This window comes from Peteryoungia ipomoeae (assembly GCF_004912165.1).
Taxonomy (GTDB): Bacteria; Pseudomonadota; Alphaproteobacteria; order Rhizobiales; family Rhizobiaceae; genus Allorhizobium; species Allorhizobium ipomoeae.
Window position 1 is genome coordinate 25368 of the sequence record NZ_STGV01000006.1, and the last position, 20114, is coordinate 45481.

Sequence of the window (20114 nt, forward strand, 5' to 3'; positions counted from 1 at the left end):
TGCTGCGTTCTGCAGCAGCGCCCGCGTTGCGACGCCATGCCTGTGGGGGTCAACTCAGTCCCCACGCGGCGTGGCGGGTAAGGCACTGCGGCAAGTCTGCGTTGATCCCTTTGCCTGCGACGGCATCAGTTGATCCAACGTCACCTGGCCAAATCGCTGCAACAGCAGGCTTTCCGCCTGCCGCATGGTCTCCGCCAGGGCTGAGTTGACGCCCTCTTCAATCCTGCATTCCGGATGCCTGCCGCGTGAGCCAATAGCAAACAGTGTCGGCCGCTCCAGCGCTTCATAGACGGCTAGAAGCGTGATTTCCTCAAGGGGTCGCGCAAGTTGCCAGCCCCCGCCGTGGCCCTTGCCCGAGATGACGTGGCCCGCGCGACGCAACCCCGCCATTGTCCTACGGAATACGGCTGGGTTGGTACCCATGCTTCGTGCCAGAACCTCCGATGTCAGGCACTCCTTCACTTGCGCCATGTGCAAGAGCACATGCAACACATCAGATAGTCTCGTATCCTTGTTCATCGCCCGCCCCAACTCATGCGACCATCATCCTGGCAAATCATGTAGCATCACTTGATACAAGAAGCGAAAGCGTATTATGTATCTTCGACTGATACATAAAGAGGTTCGTCATGAACGGCAATCCCAATCCATTCCAGAATCTGGCGCCCGTCAGCGACTATGCCCTTGAGACGCCGCGCAAGGTGCCAGGGCTTGCAGACCTCCACAAAATGGCAGCGCTGCTTCTTGCCGAACAGGCGCCGGGTGCTGCCGACATACTCGTCGTGGGTGCCGGCGGCGGCCTGGAAATCAGGGCTATGGCGGAGATGCGGCCGGACTGGCGATTTACCGGCGTCGATCCCTCGCCTGCCATGCTCGACATCGCCCGCCAAACGACGTCATTTTGCGCCGAGCGAACGCAACTTAATCATGGAACGGCTATCGATGCACCAGCCGGTCCTTTCGATGGCGCGGTTTGCCTCCTGACACTGCATTTCCTCGATTGGCACGAGCGGCTGGAGACTCTCCAGGAGATCCGCAGGCGTCTGAAGCCGGGCGGCGTTTTCGTTGCCGCCCATCACACTGAGATCGAAGGACAAGCGCATCTCTGGCTGGCGAGATCTGCGGCATTTGCCGTGGGTCCGACCTCGGCGCCTGGACAGGCAGCAGCCTCGGCCAAGGCGATGGCCGAGCGGCTGCCGCTGCTTTCGCAGGACCGGGAAGAAGCGTGCTTTCGCGAAGCCGGCTTCCGGCAGCCAAGCCTGTTCTACGCTGCCCTTTCGTTCCGCGGCTGGGCCATGACCGGCTGACGCTGCGCACAACGCGCTGACAATAAGGAGGGATCAGTTTGGTTGAAATCTTCAATTTCGCCTTCGGGCCTTATCCGCAAAGGGTGAATATCTACCTGGCAGAAAAGCAGCCTGAGAGCGTCGCGGTGACATTGTATGCGGAGCCAAATGAGCGTGAGCAGACGCCGACGCCAGAAATCGGGGCTCTCACTCCCACGGGATCTCTCCCCATCCTGAGGGATGTCGATGGTACCGTGGTTGGCCAGTCACTTGCGATTCTCGAATATCTTGAGGATCGGATCCCGGCCCCCGATATGAGAGGGAAGACACCAGCGGAACGGGCCAAGGTTCGCCAAATCGTTCATGTTTTCGATGAGGCCCTTACCTTCTTCGGCCTCTGGGCGCGCCACGGCAGTGCGCTCGGACAAGGCGTGGTGCGATCAAGCCGCGAAGTCGCGGACATCTGCTCCGACCGGTATTTCGGGCAGCTGCGGCTCATCGAAAGGTTGATAAGCGAAGACCCATTCATTGCCGGTGAGCACGTCACGCTGGCTGACTGCGTGGCGATGGCGACGCTGCAGTATACGAGCGATTTCTATGCCGTTCCGATCCCGCCCGGGTGCGTTAAGCTCCAGATGTGGTTCGATAGGTTCAGCCAGCGGCCCAGCGCCAAGCGGCCACCCTATCCCGAGCAACTGCAGTGCAAGGCAGTGGGTCTGATGGGGCAGACGGGAGTTTACTTTTAGGCTGAGTCCCTTACTTCCCACGTGCTCAAGTGGTTCAGTCACATGCAAATAGTCGGTTAGGATGACCGGACGCTGGTTCGATTCCGTTCAAGGCGGAGACGAGGACACCCGGCCTAGATGCAACATTAAATGCCGATCGCTGCCTCTTGAATGGAGGGCGGCAGATTGTGGTGCTGAGCGATAGATGGGCTTGCAATAGCTCATTTCTGGCAATAATCATGAGTTATAGAGAGGGGTTCTATAACTCATGACATGGAACTGGCAAAACGCTGACTGGCCAAGCTTCAGATACCACACCGCAAGCCTGATACCGTTGGAGCAGAAATTCTTGCGGTCCGCCGGCGAGGTTATCGGTGCTGTTCGACACTTCAACGATGACGACAGCAACCAACTTCGCATTGAGTTGCTGAGCGACGAAGCGGTCAAGACCTCAGAGATTGAGGGGGAATTTCTGGACCGCGTGAGTATCCAGTCATCACTCCGCCGGCAGTTCGGGCTAAACACTGATGATAGACAGATCCGCCCCCAAGAGCGGGGGATCGCCGAGATGATGGCGGATGTCTATCGAAGTTGGCATAGGCCGCTGTGTCATAAGGGACTGTTCCACTGGCATTCAATGCTGATGGGCGGAAACCGATATATTGAAACGGTTGGTGCTTATCGCACGCATGAAGACGCCATGCAGATCGTATCAGGTCGATTGGACAAACCCACCATCCATTTCGAGGCTCCTCCATCTCGCCAGGTTGCCGCCGAGATGGAGACCTTCATCACATGGTTCAATCAATCCGGGCCTGATGGTAAAACGTCGCTCCAAGCTCTGACGCGCGCCGCAGTAGGGCACCTTTACTTTGAAAGCATACATCCATTTGAAGATGGCAACGGCCGAATTGGACGCGCGCTCGCCGAGAAATCCCTAGCGCAAAACATAGGACAGCCAAGTCTCATTTCACTCGCCTTCACAATCGAAAAGCGCCGGAAGGCCTATTACTCAGAGCTTGAGCGGCACCAGCGCAAGCTTGATATCACCGATTGGGTCATTTTCTTTTCAGAAACTATCCTGGATGCTCAACAGGCGACGCTTGAGCGCGTAGATTTTTTCATCCAGAAAGCAAAGTTCTATGATCGTTTCCGGGACAAGCTGAACGAGCGCCAAGAAAAGGTAGTCGCGCGCATCTTCAAGGAAGGCACGGCTGGCTTCAAGGGAGGTCTAAGTGCCGAAAACTATATCTCGATCACAGATACATCCCGCGCTACAGCAACACGCGACCTTCAGCAACTCGTGGAGATCGGTGCACTCACGCGTACGGGTGAGCGTCGGCATGCTCGGTACTCACTGTCATTGCAGAAATAATTTTTCACCACGCCAATGAACACCACCAAAGTCAGGCGAACGGCTGTTCGAGACCTTTCAAGGCGAATACGACAGGCAGTGCCCTAGACGGGCGTGGACCTTCGCGCACATGCGCTGCAATGCGCTCAGCGACGCATCCAACATACTAAGCTGCCTCCCATACCTGATTAAGGATCCGCGCCGCCAATGCTGCTTTGTCCTGCGGCAGAAAGCGCCCATAGTGTTGCTGCACGACGTCAGGCGTGTCCTGGATGGCATAGCTTGCCTGCTCATAGGATCCTGTCTGCTTCAGGATGTGTGTCGCGAGAACGTCTCGGACATTGTGGGGGCCATGCGGTAGCAGGCCCTTAATCGCGCCGCGGCCGGTATATGGATTGTATATGCCGTAGCGCTGAATCGCCAACCGCCAAGCCTCGTAAAATGTTGTCTGATTATACGCCGCATCGATGCTGGTCGTCTTGACGGTCTTGACGAAAAGCGTGCCGGGATCGGGTGCGCGCCCCAGCAAGACCTTCCTATGCCGCTCGATATAGGCATTGAGATAGGTGTAGAGATCAAGAAGATCCGGCAGCACCAGCCGAAAGGGCTTCTGCCCAAAAAAAGATGAGCCCGAGTTCTTGAACGCGTTGGACGGGATGAAGACCTCCCACCCACGCTCCCGTTCGTTCCATCGCAGTTCGCCGCGCTTCATGTCTTCGAGCCGGCGTTCTGCCGTCGGGAATTGTCCGCGCGGGCAGACCAGCAACTGCCGAAGGTTTTTCTGCCTGAGGCCAAGATGTAAACCAAGCCTCAGCATCAGGAACGAACGGACCGCCTCAGCGGCTGCTCTCGGGTAGCGATGCTCATCAGGCATTCGCTTCAAGATCTCCTCGGTGATCTTGCGATATTCAGCGAGCGGGCTATCTGCCTCCAGCACGCACATGATAGGCTCGAACGGATCGCGGTGCACCCGCATCACCCGCTGAATTTCTTTTGATCGATTGGCTGCATGGCGATGGAAGTCCTCGCATGCATCGTGCCAATCTCGACGAGCAGCCGCAATCTCGTCTGTCGTGATCAGTCCTTCGATCGGCTTCACGTTGCGCAACAGTTCGGGATGTTGGCGAATCCAGCCGACTTCAGCGCGCGTGAGGGCCATGGCCACCATCAGCATGTCTTCCTCCCATTTGGTGAAGAAGCCGCGACGGCGCTCCCGCCACTGTAAATACCAGTCCCACACCCCAGGGAAGATCAGGAGGCCGAAGGTGAGTTGGCTGAGCGGCACGCCTCGACCTTTGACAACCCCGTTCGGGGATGCCGCAAGTGCCCCAAACATAAGGCCGAGATGTTCGATCTTCTGGCTGGCTGTCTCCTCATTCCAGACGCCATTCCTGCGGTAGCCTATCTCAGTCAGTGTTGACGTCTTGAAGCGGATGAGGTCTGCCATCTCCATCGCAAGCCGAGGGGGTGCATCGACGACACCGGAGAGCAGATCTGGATCCTCGAGCGCCTCGGTCGAAGGCCCTTTTTCGTCCTGATCTCGCAGCCAGCTAGCAGCCGCTAGTCGAGGAGTGAGTGTACTCCCTCCATATGTGACCCCAGGGAACCGGATCGCGTATCGCTGCTTCGTCGCTGCTGCCTGGAAACGTCTGTAATCCGTCGACCCCGAGATGATGACGCGCCTGACCCATTCCAGGATCTCTTCGCGCTTCGAAAACGGCAGGCTGCCGAAGTCGTCGGGAAGATGCCAGGCAAGCCGGCGCCGCTCCGCCGGGCTGATGTCCTCCAGATCGTGGCCATATAGCGATCTGGACTGATGGGGCAGTTTCGCCTTGAAGTAGCCGTTCGGCAGGCCGTATCTGCGCTCGATACGGCCAAGTACGTCATAGCTGGCCACCGATCGAGGCACACGCTGGCCCTCTATCCACGACAGCAAGGTCTTCGCATCAAAGGTTTCGTCTATGCGAACGACAGCCCGGTGGAGTTGCCAGTAACTCTCGCCAAAGCGGCGCATTTGATAGGCGAGTGCATCGGCGAATGAACTCGGGTCTTCGTTCGCCTCAAACAATGGTTCTGGATTGTCAGACACTGGTCTCGGCTTGGGGCCGGGGCGGTTAGAGGATGGCGGGCTCTCGACCTCTGCGACTTCTCGATGATGGCCCGTCGAGGAAGGTGCGATCCTTTTCCTGGCGCCGGCTTTCAGCATTGCATGCGGTCTTTTGCCTCTCGGAGCGTCGTCATCCACAGGCGGCTCTTTCAGCCAACGCATGATCGCATCCAGCGCTGGTCGCAGTTGCTTCTTCAGCGTTGTCGTCAGGGCTTCATCGATTCCGCAATCATGTGCAATGTGCCGCCAGTCATAGCGATTGTTCGCGAGAGCGGGTGTCTTTCGAAAAGTGAGCAAACCGATAAGGTACGGCCTTATGTTTTCTACGACCCAATCCGGCGCCATGGGTGCGATACGGACATCGCAGTAGGTCAAAATCTTCTTCTGAAAATGGTGCTTGGAAAGATCTTCGTTTGGCATGTGTAATTCCGCAGTTTCTCGGTGCCTCAGGCCGAGGGCGTGCGGAATTAGGGGCAGAGAGTTAAAAGTCCGTAAAGCTGGCGAGGACGACGCGGTAATCCAAGGAAGTCGTGGGGCGCTCTCGGCAGTTCAATGACGACGCCTGCTCATTTCAATCTGGCTATGTTCCGGCGAAGCACCCTTGAAAACTTCTTCAGTCCGCCTTGGCAAAGCGCGTCGATGAACGCCTCAACCGATGGGATTGTCTTGCGCAGATTATGCCTTGCACTTCTGACACTGGAGATCAGTGCATCAGGAAACGCCGCATGGAGATCGGTAAGGAAATCGTCTGGCGATTTGCTGGTCACACCATGGGCAAGAAGGTTTCTCGCGGGAACGTCCTTCAGGTTCCAAGTGACGATCACGGAGGCCTTCGCTGAAATGGCAGCTGCCAGGACATGCCGATCGTCGGGATCCGGTAAGGTGAGCTCGTGCATCCACGGGCGATAGTCGGCCACGACTGCCTCCGGGAGCACCGCGTTCATCCGGTCGCGCGTGGCTTCCAGGCGGTCGATGGACAAACCTGGTGTGTTAGCGGCAAGATTGCGTATCCACTCTTCATGTATTTCGTCGGTCCAGCGTGCCTCGACGAGACCGTCGAAGGCGCACTGGATCAGGATGTTTCGCAGATGGAAGGGGTAGAGAACGCAGGCGTCGTAGACTGCGACAGGCGGATTAGAGGCCATAGGTCTCGATCAGGTCGTCTGTGTCCTCGGCTAGCGCTTCCATCGCCGTCTGTCGTTTGTCGAGCTTAGCCTTCAACGCCAGCACATCCTTCATCAGGGCACGGCGGTGTTTGCCGACGTAGCGAAACGGCAGATCGCCCCGGTCCATTCGCAAGACGACGAGCGGACGAGAGATGCCGAGAATGGCGGAAGCTTCGCTTGGACTTACTTCTTGGTCCTCGGCCAGCACTGCAACGCGCTCCCCGCGCAGCATGTGCGCCAGAAGAGCTTCAACAGCTGAGGCTGCCGATTGCGGGATTGGTAACATCCGCTTCTTGCCATCTGCATCGCGAACGTGGAGTTCCAGCATGTCGCCGGCAGCAAACTTTGGTAGCGGCACTGCCGTATTTCGGTCGTGATCCGACAATCTAGCGAAATGAACAATCTGGCTGGCCACTACTGTATCTCCTTGATTGCCAATATAGCGAAGAAGGCCTCTAACTGCAATAACTGAAAGCCCAAGTTGGTTACAATTGTGGTGATGGGCGCGGTTCTTCGCCACGCTGGTCCGGTTGCCCTCAAGGCGGAGGCGGTGACCGCTTTGCGCCTTCGGTTCGGATGTAATGCTGCCGTGAGCATCCACCAGGGAGCTGACGCCAGCCATTCACATTGGTGGGCTGATGACGATGGTCCTCGTCTCGCGGGCACAACAGCCGATGATCCGGTCCACCAAGCTCGCAGCTTGCGCGGCAATTTCCGGGACGCCTGTCAGCTCACCGAATGCTGGGCGAGCGGGCGGTCCGGCGATGAAGAGCGTGGAGTCCGGTGTTCCAGCAACAGTGAGGGCTCTGCCAGCAAAGTCGCAAGCAAGGCCGAGACCGAGCGGATCCGATTGGATGAAGCCATCCCGGAGCATGCCGAGCAGAAACCGCTGATGGGCTGCATAGTCCTGGAAATCAGGGCCAGTCGCCAGAAGGATGTGGCGACAGCGAAACTCTGTGCTTCCTGCACGGGACTTTAACCCCGCAATGAGGCCTTGCTTATCTTCAGTGATGGAGACGAGATCGCCCGTTTCCAGTCTGACCCGGCCAGTGTCGATGCCCAGCTCAAGGACGGCGGCCCCTTGGGGTGGCATGCGGTACCGATGAACATCGTACCAGCGGCGGAGACGCCCGAGGAATTTTTGTCGCTCGCGCATCGGCAGCGCTTGCCACAACGACGGTGCATCTTGACGCAGAGCATCGAACACGGACTGCCAGGGTATGCCCTGCGCCTGCGCTTCTCTGATCGTCGCTCGCACCTTCGATAGAAGCTTTTTGGCCGATGTGAGGTCGGTGCTGCTGAAGTCACCAAAGGGTGAAAAGCCACCGCCGGCATGCGGTCTCGGCATAAGGCCAGTGCGGGAGAGAAGGTTGACGGTCCCGGTGTAGCCAAGGGCCTTCAGGCGGCAGAGGGCGTCAATGGCGGTGAGGCCGGAGCCGACTATGAGGACTGGGTCGCACTTGCCGATTTCGTTGAACGCATCAGCGGCAAGGATATCTTTGACACGGCTCGTTGCCAAAGCGCTCAGCCTGTCGACGACGGGTGGTCTGGATGCAGGAGGATGCCCGGTCGCAAGGATCAGAATGTCGGCCAGGACGGTGGTGCCATCAGCCCCGGAGATCCGCCACTGATCGCTCTGGCGTTCACCCCCCCGAACGGCTTGGCGGATATGTCGGATCGCGCCACTTTCCACGTGAGGTGCCAGTTGTGCCCGCATGAACCGTCCAAAATCGCGGCGCCGAGCAAAAATACCCTCGGGGGTCACGGCATCCGGATCGACTGTGAGCGTTCCGCTGATCTGCAGCCAGTCGAGGAAGGCAGTTGGAGAGCCGGGGATGGCGCGCATTCTGTGTGCTGCGACATTTAAGCGAACATCGATGTTCTTGCCATCATAGGCAAGGCCGCAGCCGAGCTGCTCACGGGGCTCGAAGACGGTCACCTCTTCGATGTCCCGAACCCCGCGCTCGGCCAGAAGTTTGGCAATGATTGCGCCAGTATATCCGCCGCCGATGATTGCGATACGGGGGCCGGGGCGCGTCGGTTGCGCCTGCAGTCTCGGAGACGACATCCTGATTTTTAACATGGCAGTCTTCCTTCCGGTTCGCGGGGGCAGAGCTGGGCATATTTTCTATAAAATATATGGAGATTAAAAACGCTTGTCTACTGCTTCGGTTCCCCGGCTGTTACCCATGCTCCAAATGCAGTGTTCAAGGAGAGGTCAGATGAACGTTTTTATCGCAAGCGAATTCAGCGAGCCGCGCCTTCGCCCAGTGCCCGATCAGCCAGTGTCCGATCGACCAGCCGATGCGGCCGGCTTGAAGGAGGCCTTGAGAACGCTGGGTGGCGGCGTCAGCGTGATCACGGCGGGCGAAGGTGCTGAGCGGTCAGGCGCCACGGTCACCTCTGCGACGGCTTTGTCCGTCGATCCCCCGCGCATGCTGGTATCCCTCAATAGATCCTCCTCCACCTGGCCCGTCGTCGAGCGTTACCGCCATTTCGCGGTTAATGTGATTGGTGCCGCCCATCAGGACATTGCAAACCGATTTGCGGGCATCGGTGGATTGAAGGGACCCGAGCGCTATGTCGGAGCCGAATGGACAAGGCTTGCCAGCGGAGCGCCAGTGCTGGAGGATGCGGTTGCATCACTCGACTGCGAAGTGGAGGAGGCGATTGAGCGACACAGCCATGTCATCGTGATCGGTCGCGTCCTTTCCATACGCTTGAGCGGTGGGAGTTCGCTCCTGTATCAGAATGGCAAGTACCACGCGGTCACGTAACTCTGGCTTGAGTAGAGGAGGGTCTGTTCGATGGTGGTAGCGACGGCTGATCGATTGCGACCGGTACCGGTTGCCCTGACACGGGAGGCCGATGTCTTGGCCGCACTCGACTGCTTGGGACCTTCGGCGACGGGTCACAACAAGGACCAGATCTTCGGTCTGCCCATGAGTGGGCTTCTCGCCATATCCATTCCCGCGAGCTTTGGGGGTGCGGATATCTCGAACCTTATCGTCGCCGAGGCCGTCAGCCGACTGGCTGCCTGGAACGCGAAAGCGGCAGAGCAACTGCTTCGGCACCTTGTTGCCCTTGAACTGGTGCGGACCAGCGGATCGGCAGAACAACGTAAGGCGATCTACGGACGCGTTGTGCTGGGCGACGTCTTCGACTTGAGCGCTCGTCGGGTGGGTGTTTCGCCACCAAGGCTGGTACAGTCGGGTCTGGTCTTCGCCTTGGACAATGGTGGGGCGGATTTTGAGATCAGTGCTTCAGATTGGCAAATCCTGAGGGCGTCTGGCGCAGGTTCTGAACCGGTAGCCGCCATTCTGGACATCAAGCGCACGTCATTCCGCCGAGAAAATTCGCCATCGGAAGTGACGGTCCATCCCGATTACATTCTCTCCCTCGGTGAGAATGCGGACTGTCTGGCGCGACTGATGACCGCCTTTCTGATGGCTGCCGCAACGCGCGGACGAGTTGGCGCGAAGGCACAGACATCGGTGGCAGATCCTTCTGCCGCAATCGAACTCGAACTTCTGGACGCGATGATTCAGAAGGCAGCCTCCCTTATCGATGGCATTCAGGTGGATGATCCCCCGATCGATCTTGCGCAGATTGACCGGTTCTGCCTTGCACTGGATACGGCGCGTTTGCGCTGCGCTGGTGATCACTCGCCGGCGATCAGATCCTGATCGGGTTGTTCCGACGCTACGAATTGCGTCAGTGTCATTGTGTCGAGAACAGCGGCCATGGCATCGCGAACCTGCGTCATGGAAATCCGGATCTGGCATGATGCCGGGTCCCGACAATCGTCGCAGGCTTCAAATGCCGTGCGGCTGGCGCAGCGTATCGGCGCAAGTGGACCGTCAAGCGCGCGAATGACCTGGCCGATCATGATCTCTTCTGCCGGTTTTGATAGCGCATAGCCGCCATTCGGCCCCTTCTTCGAGCGCAGGAAGCCGTTGTTGCGCAGCTCCAGAAGGATCGTGTCGAGGAATTTCTTCGGAATATTGTTTCGCGTCGCAATGTCGGTCACGAACGCCGTCTGCCCTGGCTCAAGACCTGCGAGGTCGACCAGCGCTTTCAGACCATACTTGCCTTTGTTGGTGAGCATTGCGGAGATATCCGGCCGAAGGCCTCAAGGGTGATTTTGCTCATCGTACATAGTTTTTATGAAGTAAGCGTTCAAGCCGTATTCCGGATCGAGTGAGCCAAGTGCGTCAGCCTTTTTGCTTCCGCGTCGCAGATGTCTCAGATCGGCGTCACATTCGAAAATCCATTCGCCGACGGGCTGAATCTTTGCAATCCCATTTCTCTATAGAAATTATAGACAATATAAGCTGACCTCATTCGATAATCGAGTGAGAGAGGACCAGCCATGACACGCAAGATCAGATTGGGCGCATTTCTTCCCGGCGGTGGACAGCATATCGCCTCTTGGCGACACCCGGATCAGCCGGTGGACGGAGCTCTCAGCTTCGAGTTTCACAAACAACTGGCCCTCACCGCCGAGAGGGGATTGTTCGACGCTTACTTCCTCGCCGACGGTCTGGCCGTCGGATTCGGTGGATCGCGGGAAGGCGGGAATGCGACGGTCGCCGGCTTCGAGCCGGTCACGTTGTTTTCGGCGCTTGCCCCGTTCACCACTCATCTCGGGTTCATTGCGACGGCTTCGACGACCTATGAGGAGCCTTACAATACGGCGCGGAAATTCGCCTCGCTCGACCTGATCTCGGATGGCAGGGCAGGCTGGAACGTCGTCACGACAACGGGCGATGCCACGGCGCAGAACTTCAACCGAGATCAGCAACTCCCACATGCGGACCGCTACAGGCGCGCTAGCGAGCATGTCGATGTCGTCAAGAAGCTCTGGGACAGTTTTGAGGACAATGCCTTCATCCGCGATAAGGCCACCGGCGTCTTCTTCGACCCGGCCAAGCTTCATGACGCCGACCACAAGGGCGAGCACTTCAAGGTAAAAGGCCCGCTGAATGTGTCGCGCTCGCGCCAGGGGCATCCGGTTATCGTCCAGGCGGGCCAATCCGCTGACGGTCGTGGCCTGGCAGCAGCAACGGCAGAAGTGATCTTCACGGCGCATCAGCACATCGAGACCGCGCAGGAATTCTACCGCGACATCAAGAGCCGCGCCCGCGGCCTTGGACGCAATCCCGATCACGTGCTGGTCATGCCCGGCGTTTCACCCTTTGTGGGCCGCACGGAAGAGGAGGCGCGCGAAAAATACGATCGGTTGACCTCGCTGATTTTAGAGGAAGACGGCATTGGTTTGCTGAACGGCCTGACCGGCGGCACGCTCGACCTCAAGGGCTATGATCTCGACGGCCCACTTCCGCCGGCGCCGCCCACTGAGGGCATGAAGAGCCGCCAGGCGCTGATCCGCCAGATCGCCGACGAGAACAGTTTTTCGATCCGCCAGCTCTACCAGTGGGTCGCTTCGGCGCGGGGCCACTTCACCATTGTTGGAACGCCTGCGCAGATTGCCGATACGCTGCAAGAGTGGTTTGAGAATGAGGCAGCTGACGGCTTCAACATCTTGCCGCCCTGGCTTCCGACAGGCCTCGACGATTTTGTCGATCTCGTCATCCCCGAGCTGCAGCGCCGTGGCCTGTTCCGCACCGCCTATGAGGGCCGGACGCTTCGCGAAAACCTCGGCCTGCCGTTCCCGATCAACCGCCATGCCGCCGACCATCAGGTCGTGCAGGCCGCCGAATGAGGAGGTCCCCCGTGTCCTACGAAGACGTCCATCATGGAAGGGCTTATGGCCTTAACCTCGCCCCGGATCTGGATCCGGCACCACGCTGGCTTCGCAGCACGGCCCAAGCCATCGCACCGTTCCTTGGCCGCTATGGTCTTGTGATCGCATTTTTGATCCTCTGGCAGGCCTCGTCGAAACTCGGATGGGTGAACGCATCCGTCTTCCCGCCGCTCGATCAGATCATCGGTGCCTTGTGGAAGGCGCTCTCCTCTGGCGCCATCATCGATGACATCGCGATCAGCCTGCAGCGCTCCGGGATAGCCTTTGTTGCCGCCGTCGGCCTTGGCATTCCGCTCGGCCTCTTCATGGGGCAAGTGAGGGCTATCGAGCGAGCACTCGATCCGCTCTTGCAGTTCTTCCGCCAGACCTCCGCGCTCGCCCTTTATCCGGTCTTCATCCTGCTTCTCGGTCTGGGCGAAGCCTCCAAGGTCTTCGTCATCTTCTGGGCGACGCTCTTTCCGATCCTCCTGTCGACGATCGGTGGGGTGAAGGAGGTCGACAAGAAGCTTATCGAGATGGCGCGCACTTATGGCGCTGGCTCTCTGCAGATCTTTCGTCGCGTCGTGCTTCCAGCCTCGGTGCCCGCGATCTTCGTTGGCCTTCGCCTATCCGCAACGACGGCGCTGCTGCTCCTCATCGCGGCCGAGATGATCGGTGCCAACAAGGGCATCGGCTTCCAGGTGATGAATGCCCAGTACAACTTCCAGATCCCGCTGATGTTCGCGGCGATCCTGCTTCTCGCACTGCTCGGCCTCGCCGCCAATGCCGCACTCGTCCTTCTGCAACGGCGGCTATGCCGCTGGGCCTGACCAGAAATCGCACGCATTCCTCCATTCTCGTTATCAAAGGAAACTCCCATGACGTTTTATTCCCGCAAGCTCGCTCTTTCTGCAGCACTCGCAGTAGCCCTCTCAGGCACGGCCTTCGCCGCCGAAGAGGTCAAGTTCCGCTATCTCGCCAGCCAGGGCGGATTGTCCGCCCATGAGCTCGCCGCCGAACTTGGCTATTTCGATGGCACCGGCATCACCATCGAGAATGTCGGTTATGCCACTGGCGGTCCGGCCTCGCTCATTGCGCTTGCGTCGGGCGATGTCGAAATCGGCAGTGCTGCCACCTCTGCAATCCTGAACTCGATCATCGGCGGCAACGACTTTGTCGCGGCCTATCCGTCGAACGGCATCAACGACGAGGTGCAGTCCATTTTCTACGTGCTGGAAGACAGCCCCATCCGCGACCTCAAGGACATTGCCGGAAAGACGATCGCCGTGAATACGCTCGGCGCCCATCTGGACTACACGATCCGGGAAGCACTGCATTCCGTCGGTTTGCCGTCGGATGCCGCCAATCAGATTGTTGTCCCTGGCCCGCAGCTCGAGCAGGTCCTGCGCTCCGGCCAGGTCGACGTTTCGGCCTTCGGCTATTGGCAGACGACCTTCGAAGGCGCTGCGAAGCAGAAAGGAGGCCTCCGTGCGATCTTCGACGACACTGATGTACTGGGCGAAATCGCCGGCGGCTTCATCGTGCTGCGCCGCGACTTTATCGAAAAGCACCCGGAAGCTGCCAAGGTCTTCGTCGAACAGTCCGAGCGCGCCCTGGACTATGCCCGCGAAAACCCAGAGGAAGCCAAGTCGATCCTTGCCAAGGCACTGACCGAACGGGGCGAGAACCCCGATATCGCCCAGTTCTTCCGCGGTTATGGCGTCCGTGCCGGCGGCAAGGCAGTCGAGCGAGACTTGCAGTTCTGGATTGATGTGCTCGCCCGGGAAGGCAAGCTGAAGGAAGGCCAGCTCTCGGCCAACGAGATCCTTTATTCCGCCGAAACCGCGAGCAACTGACCCATGGCGCTCGCTCATTCGAACAGCATTCGCGGAGAGGTGACGATCCGTCACCTCTCCAAGACCTACACCCTCAACGGGAAGCCGCTATCGGTCCTCAAGGATTTCAACCTCACCATCCGCTCTGGCGAAAGCTTGGCGATCGTCGGCGCAAGCGGATCGGGCAAGACGACACTTCTACGCATCCTGGCGGGTCTTGAGGCGGCGGACAGCGGCGAGGTTCTGATCGACGGACGTCGCATCCGCGGCGTTGGGACGGAGCGGGCCGTCATCTTCCAGGAACCGCGCCTTCTGCCCTGGTTGACGGTCATCGACAACATTGCCTTCGGCCTTGAGACAAGAGGCCTATCCCGCGACGAGGCGCGCTTCATCGCGCGGCGGTACGTCGAACTGGTTGGGCTGAAGGGATTTGAAACCGCCTATCCGCGTCAGCTTTCGGGCGGTATGGCTCAGCGCGTGGGGATTGCCCGGGCGCTTGCCGTCCAGCCGGAGATCTTGCTGCTAGACGAACCGCTTGGTGCTCTCGATGCCATGACCAAAATCGGCATGCAGCAGGAACTGGCCCGCATTTGGAAGGAGGAGGACGTAACGACGGTGCTCGTCACCCACGATCTCGAAGAAGCCATCTTCCTCGCCGACCGCATCCTTATTCTGCCGCGAGAAAAAGGTGGGGAGCCCCGGCTGATCGACATCGACTTGCCTCGGCCGCGCGATCGCAGCGCTTCAGGTTTCGTGCGCCAGCGAGAGCAACTGCTCGGGCTGTTTGGACTGCATTGATTTGGACGGGCAGAAAGGAAGGAGCGCGGTTTCTGGTTGCGCTTCTCCGTTCAGCTTTAGCTGGCGGTGGGCTAGGGGCAGCCAAACTGTGACGCTATTTCTACATGGTTCTGTATGTCGTGTGCCCGGCACTCCCCGGGCGATGAGCTGCCGGCGCCGCATGTCGGCGCCTGCATCGATCGTGCGCGGTGCTTCACGGCTTTGACGCTGCTTTGACGCTCCTTTTATCAGCGACCCCTATAGTCGATCCACGGCATTACTCCTGGACGGCGGGGTCACCTATGCAGCTATCCTACAGAAGCGAAGCAGGCGCCACCTGCGGTTGGGGGCTTGCCCACGTGCCTCCCTTGCCAATGGCGTCGATTGTGGCAGAGTATCGTTTGGACACCCAGCTTCCGGACGTTTTGACGAGCGTTTCGAGTACCGCAGGGATCAGCCGGATGGAACGCATGGATGAAACTCATGCCGCATTCCGCATTTATCTGCTGGGCCCGTTCACGATCAAGGACGGTCGCGGCCAATCGCTGACCCCTCGTTCCCAGAAGGCCCAGGCGATCCTGGCGATGCTGGCACTGTCGGCACGAGGAATGCGATCGCGCGTCTGGCTTCGCGACAAATTGTGGAGCGACCGATCGGAGGACCAGGCAGCCGCCAGCCTTCGCCAGGCACTTCTCGACATTCACCGGTCGCTCGGCCCCGACCGCGGTCTGCTGGTCGCGGACAAGAATACCGTGTGGCTGGACATGCAGCGTATCTGGCTCGACACGGAGGAAGTGCTGGCCGCAGAGTGTGCCGCCGAACGCGTCACCGACCAACTGTTGGAAGGCATGGATATCCGCGATCCCGAGTTCGAGGACTGGCTGACTCTGGAGCGCCAGAACTGGCATCGCCGCATCGATGAAGGCCGAATTCAGGACACGCTGGAGCCGAGGCGGCAGCCGAGCCGCGACATCAGCAAGCAATCCCTCCTGCTGCCCGTGACCCGCGGCCCGGACAAACCATGGGCGAAGGCAGAAGCACCCGGTGACGCTTCCGGCGGGAGGCCGCCTTCCGGCGATCTGCAGTGGATGGTGGCGCTTCAGCCGCCCATCGTGATCGGTGCCGCCGACCGCGGTCACATTGGCGGGACCCTTTTCCAGAACCTGCTGATCAAGGCGATTTCCGATGGATTGGGGATCGGAGTGACCGACCTCTCGTTTGCCTCGCGGGAGGCGCAGGACGACAAGATCAGCCTGCCGCTGTGCCTGCAGCTGCGTCTGACATTCGAGGGCGACATGGTGCTGATCGAGCTGTCGATCAAACACCTCATCGACAACCGCATGATCTGGCTCAGCAGCCAGACCCTGAGCAGAACGTCGCTGGAAAGGGGCGAATTCGGCATCGCCGTGTCGCTGATCGCTCAGGCCGTCGATCAACTGTCCAGTTTTCAGGAGACCAGCCGCACCGATGAACGGATGCTCCGCGAAAGGCTGCTGATGGATGGCGTCCATGCGATCTTCCGGCTGTCGCGCGACGATCTCTCCCGGGCGGAAAAGCGACTGCAGGAGCAGATCGAATACCAGCCCCGGTCATCGGCCTATGCCTGGCTGTCTTTCATCCGGACGTTTCAGGTGGGCCAGCGGTTTACCGCTATGGACGCCCATGTCATCGATGAAGCCCAGGCCTATGCCCGCAAGGCGCTGGAGATCGATCCGCATAACTCCGTCTCCCTGGCCCTCGTAGGCCATGTGCATTCCTTCCTGTTCCGGGAATATGACTATGCAGCGAACCTCTTCGAAAAATCGATAATGCTCAATCCGGCGCAACCGCTCGGCTGGGACCTGTATGCAATGCTTCATTGCTACGCGGGCCAGCCGGACAAGGCGGCAGCCATGGCGCGCTGGGTGCAGGAACTGGGGATATACAGCCCGCACCGCTTCTATTTCGATACGACCAAATGCATCAGTGCCGGGCTTGCCGGCAATCATCAGGCGGCTATCGCGGCGGGCGAGGATGCCCTGCGTGCGCGACCGAACTTCAACAGCCTGCTGCGCTACATGGTGTCCAGCCATGCCCATACCGGCAATCTGGAGGCGGCGCGCCGCTATCTGGAGCGGCTTGATGCGCTCGAAGGCGGCTTCACCATCCACACTCTGCGCAGCAGCGGATATCCGCTGCTCGACACGGGCGGCGGCCAATTGCTGATCGACGGGCTGATCAAAGCGGGCGTCAAGCTGCGCTGACCTGTTTCATCCATGACCGAATTCTTTGACAACGGCTTTCACAGGGGGAGCGGGGACATGCTGACGGCAATCGGTTCAGATTCCAAAATCGTCGAATTTCTCAACCAGTACAAATTTAGGATCGAGCCGGATACGGTGCTGCCCTGCGAGCCGCGCCTGGTCGAATTCCCGCAGCCTCCAGTCGATCCTGCTCCGCCGCCAGTGCCGGACGTCGATCCACTTCTCGACGACGCGCCGATGATGGCGAGCATGGCCGTGATGGCTGTGGCGACATCCGTTCTGAACAAGAGCGTCGCCAACAAGGCGGTGCTCAACAAGAACAAAAACAAAAATAAAAACAAGAATAAGAATAAGAACAAAAACAAATCGACCCTGGACGGGGCAAGTCTCGGGGCCTCGCAGCTTTTCCCGGTCTTCGAGATGCGTCGACTGCACCAGCAGCCGTCCCGCAACGCGTTTACTGCCGCACGTCGGTTCACCTGGGAAATGCTGGATATCCTTCCGCCGCCCGGTCCTGACTACACAAGGCTGGAGACCGCGGTGCTGCTTTCGATGCAGAGGCGCGACCGCGAACGGGCGCGGCGACTGCCGGACATCGAGTTAGAAGCGACGATCTCCGTGTCGGAATTCACGCGCGCGCTTTATATCGAGGATCTCGGCGGGTACGAGCAGACCGAAGGCTTGTTCCAGGCGATCCTCACCGCCTGCGAATATGTCGGCCTCTTGTACAAGAGCCAGTTCAACAGGCAGCGTCCGAACCAGTTCGAGCCTCTGTTGCGGCCGCTTCTGGCCGTGCCCCCGCATGAGTCCTATCCCAGCAACCACGCCTTCCAGTGTTTTTCCATTGTCTTTGCCTTTGCAACCATCCTGCCCGAACACCCCGCAACGGACGAACTGGCGCGCATAGCCCAGAACGTCGCTGAAAACCGCGAATGGGCAGGCTTGCACTATCCGAGCGACACTGCGGCTGGGCGGGACCTCGCGCGGCGCTTCGCGCCCTATCTGCACGACGCGTTCGGTCCGCTGTTCCAAGCCGTCCACGACGAGTGGGTTTGAGCCCCCATCCACCAATTTATGAGCAAGGAGGCTATCATGCCTGGTGACATCCAAGTGCCGCAATCCGTGCCGGCGAGCTATTACTATCTCTGGCATCTCACAGCTCTCGGGGTCATCGACGCCGACTACGGACCCGCCCCCCTGGTGCTGCCCGATCCGGGTGAGAGCGCAGTGCGCGAGGTGCCAGATCCGGCCATCGGCGCCACCGTCTGGGACATGATCGCGGCGGCTGGTCCCGTTTATCCGGCGCGCGTCGCCCTCATCGATGTCGGGGTCTCGCGCGATCATCCCAATCTGGCCAGCCGGCTCGAGCACGACGCATGCATCGATCTCACCACCCATCGCTATGGCGCGCGCGTCGAACCGATCTTGGATACCGCCACATCCTTCGATCGCGAGGAGCGGCAGGCGTTTTTTACGGGGCTCGACATCGGGCCGCTGGGAAACCTCGGCCTCACCAATGACGATCATGACTATTTGAAGGACCTTGCCGACGAGTATGCGGTCTCCGAAGGGGTCGTGCGCAGGCTCTATGCCCCGGAATCGCTGTTCGCCTCTCATGGCACCTGCTGCGCCGGCCTGATTGTCGGAGAACCGGCCGTGGTCACGGAAGGCGACGGCGCGGCCTTGACGGTCGAGGATGCGTTCGGCGACGACGGTTTGCCGGCGCCAAGCACCAACCGCAACCTGCTGCCCTATTTCGGTGTCGATCCCTTCTCGAAGCTGATTTCGATCAGGACCTCTTTCGAGGACGATGTCCGGCAGTTCATCGCGGCGTTCCTCTATGCGTACCACCAGGGTGTCGACGTGATCGTCGTACCGCGCGGATTTCCGGATCCCAAACGCAGCCGGGTCGAGCCGAAGAACGAGCTCAAGGCCGACCTGGAAAGCTGGAAGAACCAGGATGTCGCCAATCTTTTCGCCCGTCTTGCGGCGGCCGAGCAGGGCGCTGCCGAACTCGAGCCGAAGCAGGCGCAAAAGGGAGCCAATCCCGACCGCGGATGGCGTATCCTGAAACGGCTCATTGTCGGCGTGAGCAAGCGCATTCCCATCGTCTGCGCGGCCGGCAACAGTGGCGAGAGCCAGTTGATCTATCCTGCCAACCTTGCATCCGACAACAATGGCATCATTGCGGTGGGTGCGGTCACCGTCGAGGGCTTTCGCTCCGGCTACAGCAATTACGGCGAGGGCCTGACGGTCGTCTCGCCCGCCGACGACGGCGAGGTCTTCAATCGCCATCAACTGCGGGTGGACACGCTGTCGCCGTTTGCCGCCCAGCATGACAACAGCGAAATCCGGATGCCCGCCTATCGCTATTCGCACTTCTCGCTGCTGACGACCGACTTGGCCGGTGCATTCGGCTATGACCAGGGCGCTGGCCCCTGGTCGTCGATCATTCCCTTCGCGGCCAATCCCGGCGTTGGCGGGGGTTTTTACACGACCTTCGGGGGTACGTCCGGAGCCTCGGCCCAGGTCGGCGGGATTTGCGCGTTGATCCAAAGGGCGCACAAGAGCAAGAACGGAGCGGGTGCCAGCCTCACCGGCTTGCAGGTCAAGGAGATCCTACAGGGGGCTTCCAGGCTCGACACCACGGTTGCGCCCGGCACCCGGCCGCTGACGCCGGATTGCATGAACGCCGATGGCGAGGACTCGCTGGACATCAGCTATTTCTTCGGCTCCGGACTGCCGGATGCCCGTTTGGCGGTGGCCGCCGTTCTCGGCCCCTGACGCATCCGCACCGGCATTTTTCTTGCCCACGGCCTCCGAGTTTTCGGGGGCCTTTTTTGTTTTCAGGACGCTTTTAACGGAATTTTTAACG

At 59.6% G+C, this 20114-nt stretch carries 18 protein-coding genes; 12 read left to right on the forward strand and 6 right to left on the reverse strand.

Annotated features, from left to right (window positions below; genetic code table 11):
- Window positions 1-54 precede the first annotated feature (54 nt).
- A complete protein-coding gene (locus tag FAA97_RS16815; protein ID WP_136599722.1) occupies window positions 55-519 on the reverse strand; it encodes an Rrf2 family transcriptional regulator in 465 nt (154 codons plus the stop codon).
- A 110-nt stretch (window positions 520-629) separates the two neighbouring features.
- Here FAA97_RS16815 and FAA97_RS16820 point away from each other — a divergent pair, with 110 nt between their 5' ends.
- The 3 genes from FAA97_RS16820 (at window position 630) to FAA97_RS16830 (ending at window position 3386) form a co-directional block, all read left to right on the forward strand.
- A complete protein-coding gene (locus tag FAA97_RS16820; RefSeq protein ID WP_136599723.1) occupies window positions 630-1307 on the forward strand; it encodes a class I SAM-dependent methyltransferase in 678 nt (225 codons plus the stop codon).
- 38 nt (window positions 1308-1345) lie between these two features.
- Complete coding sequence (locus FAA97_RS16825) at window positions 1346-2032, forward strand: glutathione S-transferase family protein (RefSeq protein ID WP_136599724.1); 687 nt, start codon at window positions 1346-1348, stop codon at window positions 2030-2032.
- 247 nt (window positions 2033-2279) lie between these two features.
- Window positions 2280-3386, forward strand: coding sequence for a Fic family protein (locus FAA97_RS16830; RefSeq protein WP_136599725.1), 1107 nt, complete (start codon window positions 2280-2282; stop codon window positions 3384-3386).
- A 145-nt stretch (window positions 3387-3531) separates the two neighbouring features.
- Here the strand turns inward: FAA97_RS16830 and FAA97_RS21110 are convergent, their stop codons facing one another.
- The 4 genes from FAA97_RS21110 to FAA97_RS16850 form a co-directional block, all read right to left on the reverse strand.
- Window positions 3532-5892 carry a hypothetical protein gene (locus FAA97_RS21110; protein ID WP_168801031.1) on the reverse strand — a complete coding sequence of 787 codons (2361 nt, stop codon included), beginning with the start codon at window positions 5890-5892 and terminating at the stop codon, window positions 3532-3534.
- Window positions 5893-6038: 146 nt separating this feature from the next.
- Window positions 6039-6617, reverse strand: coding sequence for a PIN domain-containing protein (locus FAA97_RS16840; protein WP_136599726.1), 579 nt, complete (start codon window positions 6615-6617; stop codon window positions 6039-6041).
- The gene (locus tag FAA97_RS16845; RefSeq protein WP_136599727.1) at window positions 6607-7053 is read right to left on the reverse strand and encodes a MerR family transcriptional regulator; all 447 of its coding nucleotides are present in this window, start codon (window positions 7051-7053) and stop codon (window positions 6607-6609) included. Before FAA97_RS16845 ends, FAA97_RS16840 begins: the two co-directional genes overlap by 11 nt.
- Before the next feature lie 207 nt (window positions 7054-7260).
- On the reverse strand, window positions 7261-8721 hold the full coding sequence (locus tag FAA97_RS16850; protein ID WP_136599728.1) for an FAD/NAD(P)-binding protein: 1461 nt from the start codon (window positions 8719-8721) through the stop codon (window positions 7261-7263).
- A 139-nt stretch (window positions 8722-8860) separates the two neighbouring features.
- Between FAA97_RS16850 and FAA97_RS16855 the strand changes: the two genes are divergently transcribed.
- Window positions 8861-9415, forward strand: coding sequence for a flavin reductase family protein (locus tag FAA97_RS16855; protein ID WP_136599729.1), 555 nt, complete (start codon window positions 8861-8863; stop codon window positions 9413-9415).
- A gap of 30 nt (window positions 9416-9445) precedes the next feature.
- Window positions 9446-10324 (forward strand): hypothetical protein, encoded by an 879-nt coding sequence (locus tag FAA97_RS16860; protein WP_136599730.1) that lies wholly within the window; start codon window positions 9446-9448, stop codon window positions 10322-10324.
- Here the strand turns inward: FAA97_RS16860 and FAA97_RS16865 are convergent.
- Window positions 10300-10746 carry an Rrf2 family transcriptional regulator gene (locus tag FAA97_RS16865; RefSeq protein ID WP_136599731.1) on the reverse strand — a complete coding sequence of 149 codons (447 nt, stop codon included), beginning with the start codon at window positions 10744-10746 and terminating at the stop codon, window positions 10300-10302. The genes FAA97_RS16860 and FAA97_RS16865 overlap by 25 nt on opposite strands.
- A gap of 264 nt (window positions 10747-11010) precedes the next feature.
- Here FAA97_RS16865 and FAA97_RS16870 point away from each other — a divergent pair, with 264 nt between their 5' ends.
- From FAA97_RS16870 to FAA97_RS16900, 7 genes are all read left to right on the forward strand, one after another.
- Window positions 11011-12363, forward strand: coding sequence for an LLM class flavin-dependent oxidoreductase (locus FAA97_RS16870; protein WP_136599732.1), 1353 nt, complete (start codon window positions 11011-11013; stop codon window positions 12361-12363).
- Between the two features lie 68 nt (window positions 12364-12431).
- Window positions 12432-13214 (forward strand): ABC transporter permease, encoded by a 783-nt coding sequence (locus tag FAA97_RS16875; protein ID WP_246041559.1) that lies wholly within the window; start codon window positions 12432-12434, stop codon window positions 13212-13214.
- Window positions 13215-13262: 48 nt separating this feature from the next.
- Window positions 13263-14240 (forward strand): ABC transporter substrate-binding protein, encoded by a 978-nt coding sequence (locus FAA97_RS16880; protein WP_136599734.1) that lies wholly within the window; start codon window positions 13263-13265, stop codon window positions 14238-14240.
- Window positions 14241-14243: 3 nt separating this feature from the next.
- Window positions 14244-15017, forward strand: a complete 774-nt coding sequence (locus tag FAA97_RS16885; protein ID WP_136599735.1) for an ABC transporter ATP-binding protein — start codon at window positions 14244-14246, stop codon at window positions 15015-15017.
- A 281-nt stretch (window positions 15018-15298) separates the two neighbouring features.
- A complete protein-coding gene (locus FAA97_RS16890; protein ID WP_425467432.1) occupies window positions 15299-17239 on the forward strand; it encodes an AfsR/SARP family transcriptional regulator in 1941 nt (646 codons plus the stop codon).
- 57 nt (window positions 17240-17296) lie between these two features.
- Window positions 17297-18295: a phosphatase PAP2 family protein gene (locus FAA97_RS16895; RefSeq protein ID WP_136599736.1), complete on the forward strand. Its 999-nt coding sequence runs from the start codon at window positions 17297-17299 to the stop codon at window positions 18293-18295.
- A 36-nt stretch (window positions 18296-18331) separates the two neighbouring features.
- Window positions 18332-20023 (forward strand): S8 family serine peptidase, encoded by a 1692-nt coding sequence (locus FAA97_RS16900; RefSeq protein WP_136599737.1) that lies wholly within the window; start codon window positions 18332-18334, stop codon window positions 20021-20023.
- Window positions 20024-20114 lie beyond the last annotated feature (91 nt).

Coding starts and splice junctions, on each gene's coding strand:
- FAA97_RS16815 (WP_136599722.1), bottom strand. CDS start 519: ATGAACAAGGATACGAGACTATCTGATGTGTTGCATGTGCTCTTGCAC.
- FAA97_RS16820 (WP_136599723.1), top strand. CDS start 630: ATGAACGGCAATCCCAATCCATTCCAGAATCTGGCGCCCGTCAGCGAC.
- FAA97_RS16830 (WP_136599725.1), top strand. CDS start 2,280: ATGACATGGAACTGGCAAAACGCTGACTGGCCAAGCTTCAGATACCAC.
- FAA97_RS21110 (WP_168801031.1), bottom strand. CDS start 5,892: ATGCCAAACGAAGATCTTTCCAAGCACCATTTTCAGAAGAAGATTTTG.
- FAA97_RS16840 (WP_136599726.1), bottom strand. CDS start 6,617: ATGGCCTCTAATCCGCCTGTCGCAGTCTACGACGCCTGCGTTCTCTAC.
- FAA97_RS16850 (WP_136599728.1), bottom strand. CDS start 8,721: ATGTTAAAAATCAGGATGTCGTCTCCGAGACTGCAGGCGCAACCGACG.
- FAA97_RS16855 (WP_136599729.1), top strand. CDS start 8,861: ATGAACGTTTTTATCGCAAGCGAATTCAGCGAGCCGCGCCTTCGCCCA.
- FAA97_RS16860 (WP_136599730.1), top strand. CDS start 9,446: ATGGTGGTAGCGACGGCTGATCGATTGCGACCGGTACCGGTTGCCCTG.
- FAA97_RS16865 (WP_136599731.1), bottom strand. CDS start 10,746: ATGCTCACCAACAAAGGCAAGTATGGTCTGAAAGCGCTGGTCGACCTC.
- FAA97_RS16870 (WP_136599732.1), top strand. CDS start 11,011: ATGACACGCAAGATCAGATTGGGCGCATTTCTTCCCGGCGGTGGACAG.
- FAA97_RS16880 (WP_136599734.1), top strand. CDS start 13,263: ATGACGTTTTATTCCCGCAAGCTCGCTCTTTCTGCAGCACTCGCAGTA.
- FAA97_RS16885 (WP_136599735.1), top strand. CDS start 14,244: ATGGCGCTCGCTCATTCGAACAGCATTCGCGGAGAGGTGACGATCCGT.
- FAA97_RS16890 (WP_425467432.1), top strand. CDS start 15,299: ATGCAGCTATCCTACAGAAGCGAAGCAGGCGCCACCTGCGGTTGGGGG.
- FAA97_RS16895 (WP_136599736.1), top strand. CDS start 17,297: ATGCTGACGGCAATCGGTTCAGATTCCAAAATCGTCGAATTTCTCAAC.
- FAA97_RS16900 (WP_136599737.1), top strand. CDS start 18,332: ATGCCTGGTGACATCCAAGTGCCGCAATCCGTGCCGGCGAGCTATTAC.